This window comes from Brevibacterium permense (genome assembly GCF_013280495.1).
Classification (GTDB): Bacteria; Actinomycetota; Actinomycetes; order Actinomycetales; family Brevibacteriaceae; genus Brevibacterium; species Brevibacterium permense.
Map to the genome: position 1 here is coordinate 349410 of NZ_JABSSX010000002.1, position 12235 is coordinate 361644.

Consider the following 12235-nt stretch of genomic DNA (forward strand, 5'->3'; position numbering starts at 1 on the left):
ATGGACCCATGACCACTCCCCCAGCCATCGAGTCCGCATCCGACGTCGCGCCCTGCTGCGTCCTCGGCGAGACGATCGACGACGCGGTCGCCCAGGACCTCGCCAGGGTGTTCAAGGCTCTCGGCGATCCCACCCGGGTCAAGCTCATGTCCATCATCGCCGGAAGCAGCGCGGGCGAGATGTGCGTCTGCGACCTCACAGAACCGGTAGGCCTGTCGCAGCCGACGGTCTCCCACCACATGAAGCTGCTCGTCGAGGCCGGCCTGGTCGAGCGCGAGCAGCGCGGCCGCTGGGCGTACTACCGGCCGACCATCGACACCCTGGCGTCCGCAGCCAAGGCGCTCATCGCCTGATGGAAGGCGTGCGCGTCTGTCGACGGAGTGCCTGATTGCCGGACGACCCTCGCTCAGCAGCACTGGCGTCACCAAGACCGATTCTTCCTGCTGCGACAGCCTGCGGAAACCTGCGACGCAGCGGACACGTCGACCAAGACGAGCCAGTGCTAACTTGAAAGCACTACATCCCTCACGCCTCTCCACGATGCGCACTTGGGGGATTTTCTCTGCCCACGTCGTCAAGCTCAGACCGGTCGGTGCTGAGCCTTATCGAGCTCCGCCAGCACCTCGCCAGGATTCTTGACCAGGTCGAACAGGCTGCTTGTCCGGCGGGCCCACCGCGCTGGGTCGTCACCCTCAGCAAACGCGGCAGCCGAGGCGAACTGGTCGTGGAGATTGACCGGCAATGGGTCAGCCAGCTCCGCACCGAACTCGCCAGCGCGGCCGGCTCGAGGAGACGAAGGCCGCAAGAATCTGCCCGGCTTCCCGGTCGCCGGGATCAGTTCGTCTGATGCACCTTCAAGGGCTGCGACAGCGTCGCTCACCCAATCGGTGTCCCAGGCATCAGACAGAGGTACCGCGATCTGCTGAACGCCTTGGATCGCATCTCGTCCCAGCTCCAGTGAGAGCCCGCCTGGATCCTCGTGGTAGTTGAGGTAGCGTGCGACGTCGATTCCTGGAGGGCAGACCTCGGCGAGGACGACGTCACCAAGCCAGTTGCTGGGATCGACGATCCAACCCTCCCGTTCTGTGACAGATGGTTTCAGATGGACCCGGTAGAGGTAAAACTGATTGCCTCGGTCAGCCTGGTCGCGCATTCGCCTGAGCATGTTGTGCACCGCGGCCTCGTACGTGCCGACGTGGAGCGCTTTCGCCCGCTGCCGCGCGGCCCACGCTGTGACCCTCTCGTCGCCGCCCATCATCCTTCGGATCCCGGGCGTCAAGTCCGCCGCGGGGTCGAAGTCCCTCGACGGCCAGTCCGGCTGCGTGCTCGTGTGATACCAGAAAAACTGTGCTACCAGGTCGTCGTTCAGGGCAGGGTCGCCAGCATCGACCGTCACTCTGGGTGCGTCCTCGTGCTCGCACGTCAGGCCGCAGCCGGGACATGTCTCCTTCGCCTGCTCCCAGCGGTCGATCCAGTCCAGGTCGACGACGAAACAATGGCCGCAGCCGCCGCACAGCATGCGCCGATCGCGCCAGAAGTCAAGGGGTCGTTCCATGGCTCCATTCTCCAGGAACGTCTTGCAGAGAAGGACCAACAATCTGGTCCGGGTCGACGGGATGGTCTGTGGTCGTCGGTGCACGAACTCTAGAACGAATCTCAGAAAGGCTGATTGACCGAAGCCAATCGTGGCCGCCCTGAACGCACGACTCCAGACCTGCGAGCTCATCGCACATTTCGATTACACCAAAGGAGAACTCCTCCTCATAGGCGGAGACGTTCCGATCGTTGACGACAATGGCCGGCTGATAGATGCACTTGGCCTCCCGGGTGGCACCCCCGAGCAAGACGCGGAAGTCGCCCGCGATGCAACGGGCTACGAGCTCATCCTGCTCGGCGCGACGAAGCTGCTCATCGCACCGGCCTCCTCGACTGCCGCTGTGAAGTCCCGCTCGGATACTGAGTGCAGCAGGTCGGCCGGCGATCGATCCGAGCCGTCCGGACCCTTCGGTAATCCAGAGTGCGATGTCTGCCACCAGTCCAACAGCGCAGACGCGAGCAGTGTTGGGTCTGTGTCTGCGTATGTGGTGGCGAACATTCTGTTAATTTCCGCGAGGGCGTCGATGATCTTGCCGTCACGGAACTGGAAAGCGGGATAGTGCCTGGTCTTCCCGAGTTCGACCTCGATTACGACTTGGTATTTCCGATAGGCCCGCAACAGGCTGCGTTGAGCCGCCTTCATCGCTCGCGCGGCCTGCTCTGGCGTCCGATCGTACCCGGCGTCGATGACCTCTGCGCCAGTCAACGACGCTCGCGTCTCGGCGGCCGTCCGACACTCAGCACGGTCAAGCAGACTCGCCGCCAGCATGGGCGAAGTGTCGAGTGCGAAGCCCCGGTCCCATACAGGGCTGCTCCGCCAATCGTCGGGAAACCCGAGCTGCAACATTGAGAATCCAATCTCCTGCGACCTGGCTTCAATGAAGTCAGCGAAGTCGACGACATCCGACCGCTCCGGCGCGATGCTCAACATGAGGTGACGCAAGATGAGCAGCACGCCATAGAGCTTGTTATCCACGCCCTTGTCCGCGAGCGAAGCCAGAAGGTGGCTCGGGTCCGCGCGTGTCTGTCCCGGTGCGTCGATGACCACGTCGAACGTACGGTTCCACAAGCGGCCGTAATGCGCACAGATGTTCCGGACGTTGCGGATGTTGTTAAGCCAATTGCTCAGTGCACCGCGGTCGCCGCTACCGTCGGCGGTGCAGATTTGGAAGCGCGCGGCGAGGATCTCCTGATCGCCCTGGGGCATCAGGTCGTAAAGGCCGCTCAGGACGCCGAACGACATCACCTCCGTGGCGACCCAGATCGGCAGATGTGGACCGTATGTCTCGCGGAAGTGCACGACGAAGTCTCCGCGTGCGCGCTTCTCGTGGCGGTCGTACTCCTCGAGCCATTCGCGGTAGGCAGTGGTCGGCTCGGGAGACTCACTCGGGTCCGCCGACCGGAGCGCGCCAAGGTCGTCCGGCCGCCGATGGGCGAATCGGTCCGCCCTGCCGAGCCGGTGACCGATGTGGAACCGGAACGACGTTTCGACCATGCTGATGAAGTCACTTAGACGGGTCCGCAGCTCGTGGTCGAACTCGTACAGGGCGACCACGTGGGCCAGGCTCGTCTCGGGCATGAACGAGTCCAGGCGGATCTCGCGGCCGTCCTTGTCGAAACGGTCTGCAGGAGGCTCGGGTCGAGCTCGGTAGAGGTGCCAGTACCCCGACAGCCGGTAGTACCCGTAGCGTTCGAGGACGCCGGCAGCGAAGGTCTCTGTTCCGCAGTCCATGCCCCGCGTGCGCAGCCGCTGGATCTGCTCGGGGATCGTCAGGAATGGCTTGGCGTAGGTGCTGTCCGGCGTGCTCATCTGCTTATCGTCCTCGTGTCCCCGGCGCGGGGCAGAAAGAGAACAGGCCCGCGTCTCATCTAGAGAAGCGGACCTGTCGTGTTGGTACTAGCTTACGGCATCGGTTCACACGGACCAAACGGGCCGACGGAGCAGGACGAGGCCTTCATGAATCGCCAGCCTCACTAAGTCAATGCGTTGGCCGGGCTCTGGATTCACTCTGAAGACTGGCCATGCAACTGCGCGCTAGAGACATCGGCGACTGGGCAGACGACCCGTTCTGGCGTCGCCACCTCGACTGAACCATAGCCACACACATGGCCCCGTCAGGCCAGAGCCTGACGGGGCGCATGTGTGAGACGCTAGAGCTACACATAAGCGGGCATGTCAGCTGTCAGATCGCCTTCTATCTGAGCGGTTCAGCTCAACTACCGGCAAGTTGGCGAAGCACGTACTGCAGGATGCCGCCGTTGCGGTAGTAGTCGGCTTCACCCGGTGTGTCGATGCGGACGACGGCGTCGAATTCGACCTTCGTGCCGTCTTCCTTCTCGGCGGTGACCTTGACGGTCGCCGGGGTCTTGCCCTCGTTGAGCTCCGTGACGCCTTCGATGGAGAAGGTCTCGGTGCCGTCGAGTCCGAGCGAATCAGCGGATTCGCCGGCGGGGAACTGCAGCGGCAGAACGCCCATGCCGATGAGGTTCGAGCGGTGGATGCGCTCGAAGCTCTCGGTGATGACGGCCTCGACGCCGAGCAGCTTCGTGCCCTTGGCGGCCCAGTCACGCGAGGATCCCGAGCCGTACTCCTTGCCACCGAGGACGACCAGCGGGGTGCCGGCGGCCTGGTAGTTCACGGAGGCGTCGTAGATCGTCGTCTGCGGTCCGCCCTCCTGCGAGAAGTCGCGGGTGAAGCCGCCCTGGACTCCGTCGAGGAGCTGGTTCTGCAGACGGATGTTCGCGAAGGTTCCGCGGATCATGACTTCGTGGTTGCCGCGGCGCGAGCCGTAGGAGTTGAAGTCCTTGCGCTCGACGCCGTGCTCGACGAGGTACTTGCCGGCCGGGGTGTCGGCCTTGAAGGAACCTGCGGGCGAGATGTGGTCGGTGGTCACCGAGTCGCCGAGCTTCGCGAGCACGCGGGCACCCTTGATGTCCTTGACGGCTTCGGGCTTGAGACCCATGCCGTCGAAGAAGGTGGGCTTGCGCACGTAGGTCGACTCGTCGTCCCACTCGAAGACCTTGCCCTCGGGGGTGTCGAGCTGCTGCCATCGCTCGTCACCGTCGAAGATGCGACCGTATTCGTTGTCGAACATATCGGTCGAGATCGAATCGGCGATGACCGACTCAACCTCTTCAGGCGAGGGCCACAGGTCGGCCAGGTAGACGTCGACGCCTTCCGAGTCCTTGCCCAGGGGCTGGTTCTCGAAGTCGAAGTCCATGGTGCCGGCCAGTGCGTAGGCGATGACCAGCGGAGGCGAAGCGAGGTAGTTCATCTTCACGTCCGGGCTGATGCGGCCCTCGAAGTTGCGGTTGCCCGACAGGACTGCGGTGACCGAGAGGTCGTTGTCCTGGATGCTGTTCGAGATCTCCGTATCCAGCGGACCGGAGTTGCCGATGCAGGTGGTGCAGCCGTAGCCGACGATGTAGAAGTTCAGGGCTTCGAGGTCCTCGATGAGGCCGGCCTTGTTGTAGTACTCGGTGACGACCTTCGAGCCCGGTGCGATCGAGGTCTTGACCCACGGCTTCGAGTTGAGTCCGCGCTTGCGGGCATTGCGTGCCAGCAGGCCGGCGGCCATCATCACCGAAGGGTTCGAGGTGTTGGTGCAGGAGGTGATCGAAGCGATCGCGACGGCACCGTTGGCCAGCTCGAAGTTGCGTCCGTCGGCGGTGCTGACGTCCACGGACTTCGACTCCTCGCCGGGAGCGGCGTAGTTGTGGATGTCCTTGGCGAACTGGCTCTTGGCGTCGGAGAGCTCGATGCGGTCCTGCGGGCGCTTCGGTCCGGAGATCGAGGGCACCACGGTGGACAGGTCGAGTTCGAGGTACTCGGAGTACTCGACTTCGTTCTCCGGATCGTGCCAGAGTCCCTGCGTCTTGGCGTAGTCCTCGACGAGCTGGATCTGCTCTTCCGAGCGGCCGGTGAGCTTGAGGTAGTCGATGGTGACTTCGTCGATCGGGAAGATCGCGGCGGTCGAACCGAACTCGGGGCTCATGTTGCCGATTGTGGCGCGGTTGGCCAGCGGCACCTCGGCGACGCCCTTGCCGTAGAACTCGACGAACTTGCCGACCGCGCCGTGCTGACGGAGCATATCGGTGATCGTGAGCACAACGTCGGTCGCGGTGACACCCGAGGGGATCTCACCGGTGAGCTTGAAGCCGACGACGCGCGGGATGAGCATCGACACGGGCTGGCCGAGCATGGCGGCCTCTGCCTCGATGCCGCCGACGCCCCAACCGAGCACACCGAGGCCGTTGACCATTGTGGTGTGCGAGTCGGTGCCGACCAGTGTGTCCGGGTAGGCACGGAGGACTCCGTCGACCTCGCGCGGCATGACCACGCGAGCCAGGTGCTCGATGTTGACCTGGTGGACGATGCCCATGCCCGGAGGCACGACCTTGAAGTCTTCGAATGCGGTCTGGCCCCAGCGCAGGAACTGGTAGCGCTCACCGTTGCGCTGGTATTCGATGTCCATGTTGAGTTCGACGGCGTCAGCGGTGCCGAAGCGGTCGATCTGCACCGAGTGGTCGATGACCAGCTCGGCCGGAGCCAGCGGGTTCACCTGATCCGGGCTGCCGCCGAGTTCGACGACCTTCTCGCGCATGGTGGCGAGGTCGACGATGCAGGGCACACCGGTGAAGTCCTGCATCACCACGCGGGCGGGGGTGAACTGGATCTCCGTATCGGGTTCGGCATTGGGGTCCCAGCTGCCGAGGGCTTCAATATGTTCCGAAGTGATGTTTGCGCCGTCTTCCGTGCGCAGCAGGTTCTCCAACAGCACCTTGAGGCTGAAAGGAAGCTTCTCCGACCCTTTGACCTGGTCCAGGCGATAGATCTCATAATCCTTATCGCCTACGGTCAGGGTGCTCTTCGATTTGAACGTATCGACGTTGCTCATCGTGATTCTCCTGTTTCATCCGACACTCATCCAAGAAACCGGGTCCGTCCGACTCGGCGGTCGGACCCTTGCATCACGCACCGATTTACGCGACACATATGTTTCCAAAAGTATCTTGACGTCAAGATAAATTCTATCGCATTTGAGGGCCTTTGACCACCGTGGCACACGGAGGTGCGAAACCCTGCGATCGGGTTTTCCGCAGGCCCTCGTGCGGTCATCACCTGGGCCGCGGCCGGGCCTCACGGCCTAGCGTGGACAGCACACTCAAAGCAGCAGCGCACTCGCCTGCCGTCCCCGAGGAGATCCCATGGACCCGTTCACCCTAGGCGCCGGATTCGGCTTCGGCGCACTGCTCGTCGGCATCATCTTCGCCGTCGTCTGCAGCTCATTCGCGAAGGAGAAGGGCCGGTCGGGCAGCTGGTGGGGACTGTGGGGCTTCCTCACGACGTTCATCGCCCTCATCGCGCTCGTCCTCCTCCCCCGCCGCTCGGTCACCGCCTGAGGACTGTCACCGTCTCCAGGTGCGAGGTCAGCGGGAAGAGGTCGAAGCCGGTGAGGCTCTCGATCCCGAATCCCCCGCCTGTGAGCGCCGCGAGGTCCCGAGCCAGCGTGGCCGGGTCACAGGACACGTAGACCACGGTCCTTGCCGCTGATTCGATGATCGCCGAGGTGGCTTTCCTCCCGGCGCCCGCCCGTGGCGGGTCGAGGATGATGACGTCCGAATCGGGCAGTCGGGCCCGATCCACGCTGAGAGCGAGGAACCTGGCCTCGAGATCGGCGGCATTGTCACGAGCATGAGCAATGGCGGTCTCGACCCCTTCGACTCCGAACAGAGGCGCTCCGGTGGCCCGGGCGGCAGTGATGCCGAGGAGCCCGACCCCGCAGTAGAGGTCGGTGATCGCTTCGACATCAGCAGGCAGTGCTCTGACGACCTCCGAGCTGAGCAGTGCGGCCGCATCCCGGTGGACCTGCCAGAAGCCGTCGGCGCCGACGGCGAACTCACGACCGTCGACCGTTTCGGTCAGAGTGCGGTCTCCACGGATCACGCGCAGGGCGGGAGCCGGCGCATGAGCGCGACCCCGACCGCGGGGACGACCCCCGCGACCACGACCATGACTCTGCTCCGGTCCGGTCGCCTCGGTGAGGAGGGAGAACGACGTCGGCAGCCAGGACTCGATCTCGTCGAGGACCTGCGCAGTGGGCCGACCACGGACGATGAGCGCACCATGGTCGCCGGCCCACGCGAATTCGAGTCGGCGGACTCCGGGCACATGCAGTGTTGTCATGTCGAGGTCGTGCAGGGGCCCCGCGGCCAGAGGGGGCGTGGTCACAGGGATGACCGCATGTGATCTGGGGGCGAGCATTCCGGCGCGGCCCTCATCGTCGACGGCCAGCTGCACACGGGTGCGCCAGTCCGCGCCGTCGGTCTCGCCCGGTGCGGGCAGCACCTCGGCGGCGCGGTCGATATGTCCGATGCGCTGAAGCTGGTCGCCCAACACCTCGGCCTTGAGCGTGCGGGAATGGGCGAGGTCGACGTGGGCGAATTCCATTCCGCCGAACCCGGCCGAATCCGGCACGGCCCCAGCACCGGGGCCCGCAGCGAACCCCGCACCGGAACCGTCGGCAGAATCACCGGGAACATAGTCGAGACGACGATCGGGGACGCGGTGAGCCGAGGCCTCGATCACCTCGGTGACAGCGGCGCGGAGGAACCGGGCAGGCGGTCCCGCCTCGGTGCGGACTCGGACCTTCTCACCGGGCAGGGCCCCGGAGACGAAGACGACCTGACCGTCGTGTCGGGCGATGGAGGTGCCGCCGGCCGCCGGTGCCTCGATGTCGAGGGTGAGATCCTGGGCGGGAACCGAAGTGTCGCTCATGCGTGTTCTAGGCCTGTCTGTACAGCGAGGTGTCGGAATCGGGTCCGTCTCCGCCGTACTGTCGAGAGAAGGATTTCAGTCGCCAGGGCACGGACACCACGACGACATTGGGCACCAGCAGCAGTCGGGTGCGCAGTTTGAGAGCCACCTGGTTGTGCAGGATGTGCTCCCACCAGCGACCGACGACGAACTGCGGGATGTAGACGATGACGAGGTCCCTGGGCGACCTGCGGCGGATGGCGAGGATATGGGCGAGCATCGGGCGGACGAGTTCGCGGTACGGCGAGCCGAGCACGGTCAGCGGCACCGGCAGCTCCATCTCGTTCCATCGTTTCTGCAGAGCGGCCGCAGCCTCTTCGTCCACGGCCACGGTGACGGCTTCGAGCTGGCTCGATCGGGTCACCCGGGCGTAGGAGAGGGCCCGCATCGTCGGTTTGTCGATTTCGCTGACGACGACGATTGCGTGGGTGTTCGACGGGATCGTCCGGGAGTTCACGTCCGCGTCGGGGGCGAGCTCGCGGGCCACGCGCGAATAGTGGCGGTGGATGGCGCCCATGACGAGGTAGAGCCCGGCCATGGCGGCGACCGCCAGCCAGGCGCCGGCGAGGAACTTCGAGACGATGACGACGATGAGGACGCCGGCGGCGAGCACGCAGCCGACGGCGTTGACGACCTGGTTGAACTGCATCCGCATCCGGGCCTTCGAATCGATGACCAGGCGCAGCCGTTTGCGCCAGTGCAGGACCATTCCCGCTTGGCCGAGGACGAAGCTCGCGAAGACTCCGACGAGGTAGAGCTGGATGAGCACCGTCGCCGAGGCGGACGTGGCGACGACGAGGACGATCGCCGCCGCGGCCAGCAGCAGGATGCCGTTGGAGAAGGTGAGTCGGTCGCCCTTCGTCGCCAGCTGCCTTGGCAGGAATTCGTCACGGGCCAGCCGAGAGGCCAGTCCCGGGAAACCCTCGACCGCAGTATTCGCAGCGGCGATGAGCACGAGCGCGGTGATGAGGACGACGATGAAGAACATCGCCGGCGCATTGTCGAAGATCGCGTGCGCCAGCTGCGCGAGGACGGGTTCCTGTTCGTATTCGGCGCTGACCGGACTGCCGTCGCCGCGGACGAGATAGAGATGCGGATCGTCGACGTATTTGATTCCGGTGACCGACGCCAGATATGTCAGCCCCGTGAGCATGAGGGCGGCGAGCAGACCTGACAGCAGCAGGGTGTTGCCGGCGTTCTTGCCGCGCGGCTTCTTGAACGCCGGAACCGCCGTGGCCACGGTCTGCACACCGGCCAGTGCGACGGCTCCGGAGGAGAACGCGCGCAGGACGATGAGGACGGTGGCCAGGCCGAGAGTCGCCTGATCGCCGATGTTGCTGTGCACGACCGTGTAGTCGGCGGTCTGGGCGTGCGGGGTGTCACCGAGCCCGACGCGGATGAGACCGACCGACATCGTGAGGAACACGGCACCGAGGAACAGGTAGGTCGGCACGGCCAGCAGCATCGGAGTGGCCCGGGAACCGCGCAGGCCGGCGAAGCAGATGAGCAGGATGCCGACGATGGCCACGGGCACACGGTAGGGCGCGAGTGCCGGGAACGCCGTGGTGATGTAGGCGGCGAACACCGTCATCGACACGGCCAGGGTGAGCACATAGTCGACGAGGAGGGCCGCGGCCACGATGAGCCCGGCTCCGGAGCCGAGGTTCTTCGAGGCCACCTCGTAGTCTCCGCCGCCGGAGGGGTACGCACGCACGTTGATGCGGTAGCAGGCGACGATCACGAGGATGACGATGCCGACGGCCACACCGATCCAGGGGGCGACGGTCAGGGCCACAAGTGAGGTCAGTGACAGTGCCAGCAGGATCTCATCGGGGGCGTAGGCCACCGAGGAGAGCATGTCGGAGGCGAAGACGGGCATCGCGATGCGCTTCTTCAGCGCAGGCGCACGCCTGTCCTCACTGCGGAAGGGCCGTCCAACGAGTAGTCTTTTGACGGCATCAGAAAAACTGCTGGCCACGGCAACCAATGGTAGATCACTGCGGGAAGGATTACCCATGCACTTCGTGATTATGGGCTGCGGTCGAGTCGGGGCCTCCTTGGCCAAAGCCCTTGATGCGAATGGGCACTCCGTCGCAGTCGTCGACCGAGACCCCGACGCATTCCTCAAGCTCGGTCGGGATTTCAGCGGTTCGACGATCACCGGAGTCGGTTTCGACAGGGAGACCCTGTCTCAGGCGAAAACTGCCGAGGCCTTCGCCTTCGCCGCCGTCTCCAGCGGTGACAATTCGAATATCCTCGCCGCGCGTGTCGCTCGTGAGACCTTCGGGGTGAGCAATGTCGCCGCCCGCATCTACGATCCCGACCGTGCGCAGGTCTTCGAACGTCTCGGCATCCCCACGGTGCCCACCGTTCGGTGGACGGCCGAGCAGGTGATGCGCAAGCTCGTCCCGCAGGGGTCGATCACCGAATACCGTGAGCCCTCCGGCAACCTCGTCCTGGCGGAGGTGCATCTGGACCCTGGCTGGGTGGCCCGTCCGATCAAGGAGATCGAAACACGGACCAAGGCTCGGGTCGCCTATGTCACCCGCCTGTCCGAGGGCATCGTCGCCCACGATGATCTGCTCCTCCAGGACGGCGACCTCGTTCATCTCATGGCTCCGGTCGACCGCCTCGGCGAGATCGAACGGATCCTCGATCAGCCAGTGCGAACCGTGGAGGAAGAAATATGAGGGTCATCATCGCCGGAGCCGGCTCCGTCGGACGTTCGGTGGCCAGGGAGCTGCTGGACAAGGACCATTCGGTCCTGCTCATCGACCAGAGCAAGGAGGCGCTGGGCCATGAGCGCATTCCGGGTGCCGAATGGCTGCTCTCCGATGCGTGTGAGCTCGCCGGTCTCGCCGAGGCGGGGCTGGAGGAGGCCGATGTCGTCGTGGCCGCGACGGGAGATGACAAGACCAATCTGGTGCTCTCCCTGTTGGCGAAGACCGAGTTCGGAGTGCCGCGGACGGTCTCGCGCGTGAACAATCCGAAGAACGAATGGCTCTTCGACGACAATTGGGGCGTCGATGTCGCCGTGTCCACTCCGCGCCTGATGACCGCGCTCGTCGAGGAGGCCGTGGAGGTCGGCGGCCTGGTCCACCTCATGAGCTTCGAACGCGGGCAGGCGGGACTGCTGGAGTTCACCGTGCACGAGAACGCCGAGCTCGTGGCCGAGCGCGTCGGTGGGATCACCTTCCCGCTGGATACGGTGCTGGTGGCGATCCTCCGCAATTCGCGGGCGTTCGCTCCGAGCACCGATGATGTCATCGAAGCCGGCGACGAACTGTTCTTCCTCTCCTCCCCCGATCAGAAACCGGCGCTGCTAGCGCTGCTGCAGGAGACGGCGATAGCCGACGGAAACACAGAGGGCTGAGCCCGGTCGTCTGCGGCCGAGATCATCAGTTCTGCGGCCGACGGCTGCCCGGCCCCGTGAGGACGGTCAGTTGTCGGAGTCGTCGCGGGTCTGCAGGAGTTCGTAGACGGGATTGTGCGCGGTGAGCACTCCGTCCTTGCTGCAGAACCGTCCTTCCAAGACGATGAGGGACCCGGGACGGATGCCGCTGATCTCCCGGCGTCCGAGGAATTGGGCGCGGGCTTCGCCGGTGCCATCGGCGACGGTGATGTCGAGCCTGGGGCTGTCGGCGCTGCACGACTGAGTGGTCGCTGAAACGACTCCGGCGATGCGTGAGGTCTTTCGCGCCTCCAGCTCTTCGACCGGAATGACCCCGGGGATCTGGCTGACCAGTCGCAGATCGGCCCGGGCCTCGGCCTCACGGGATCCGAAGTCGCGCACGAGGCGAGGGATGAGGTTCCGCATCAGCG

General features: G+C 64.9%; 10 protein-coding genes. 4 read left to right on the forward strand and 6 right to left on the reverse strand.

The features are described from left to right. Positions 1–8: 8 nt before the first annotated feature. Entirely contained in the window at positions 9–353 is a 345-nt protein-coding gene (locus tag HK353_RS04440) for an ArsR/SmtB family transcription factor (RefSeq protein ID WP_092013154.1), read from the forward strand. Between the two features lie 227 nt (positions 354–580). Here HK353_RS04440 and HK353_RS04445 read toward each other — a convergent pair whose 3' ends face one another. From HK353_RS04445 to acnA, 3 genes are all read right to left on the reverse strand, one after another. Further along, positions 581–1555 carry a hypothetical protein gene (locus tag HK353_RS04445; RefSeq protein WP_173152902.1) on the reverse strand — a complete coding sequence of 325 codons (975 nt, stop codon included), beginning with the start codon at positions 1553–1555 and terminating at the stop codon, positions 581–583. Positions 1556–1873: 318 nt separating this feature from the next. Next, a complete protein-coding gene (locus HK353_RS04450; RefSeq protein WP_173152905.1) occupies positions 1874–3406 on the reverse strand; it encodes an Abi family protein in 1533 nt (510 codons plus the stop codon). 403 nt (positions 3407–3809) lie between these two features. Then, positions 3810–6494: an aconitate hydratase AcnA gene (acnA, locus tag HK353_RS04455; protein WP_217278227.1), complete on the reverse strand. Its 2685-nt coding sequence runs from the start codon at positions 6492–6494 to the stop codon at positions 3810–3812. A 310-nt stretch (positions 6495–6804) separates the two neighbouring features. Here acnA and HK353_RS04460 point away from each other — a divergent pair, with 310 nt between their 5' ends. Beyond that, the gene (locus tag HK353_RS04460) at positions 6805–6999 is read left to right on the forward strand and encodes a hypothetical protein (protein WP_173152908.1); all 195 of its coding nucleotides are present in this window, start codon (positions 6805–6807) and stop codon (positions 6997–6999) included. Here the strand turns inward: HK353_RS04460 and HK353_RS04465 are convergent. Together HK353_RS04465 and HK353_RS04470 are read right to left on the reverse strand one after the other, a co-directional pair. Next, positions 6989–8374 (reverse strand): class I SAM-dependent RNA methyltransferase, encoded by a 1386-nt coding sequence (locus tag HK353_RS04465; protein ID WP_173152911.1) that lies wholly within the window; start codon positions 8372–8374, stop codon positions 6989–6991. The two genes, HK353_RS04460 and HK353_RS04465, sit on opposite strands and share 11 nt — an antisense overlap. A 7-nt stretch (positions 8375–8381) precedes the next feature. Next, entirely contained in the window at positions 8382–10292 is a 1911-nt protein-coding gene (locus HK353_RS04470) for an APC family permease (protein ID WP_173153243.1), read from the reverse strand. 136 nt (positions 10293–10428) lie between these two features. On the opposite strand from HK353_RS04470, the gene HK353_RS04475 reads away from it, so the two are divergent. Then, the gene (locus HK353_RS04475) at positions 10429–11103 is read left to right on the forward strand and encodes a potassium channel family protein (protein WP_173152914.1); all 675 of its coding nucleotides are present in this window, start codon (positions 10429–10431) and stop codon (positions 11101–11103) included. Next, positions 11100–11786, forward strand: a complete 687-nt coding sequence (locus tag HK353_RS04480) for a potassium channel family protein (protein ID WP_173152917.1) — start codon at positions 11100–11102, stop codon at positions 11784–11786. Before HK353_RS04475 ends, HK353_RS04480 begins: the two co-directional genes overlap by 4 nt. 66 nt (positions 11787–11852) lie before the next feature. Here HK353_RS04480 and HK353_RS04485 read toward each other — a convergent pair whose 3' ends face one another. Next, complete coding sequence (locus HK353_RS04485) at positions 11853–12230, reverse strand: OB-fold nucleic acid binding domain-containing protein (protein WP_173152919.1); 378 nt, start codon at positions 12228–12230, stop codon at positions 11853–11855. Positions 12231–12235: the final 5 nt, after the last annotated feature.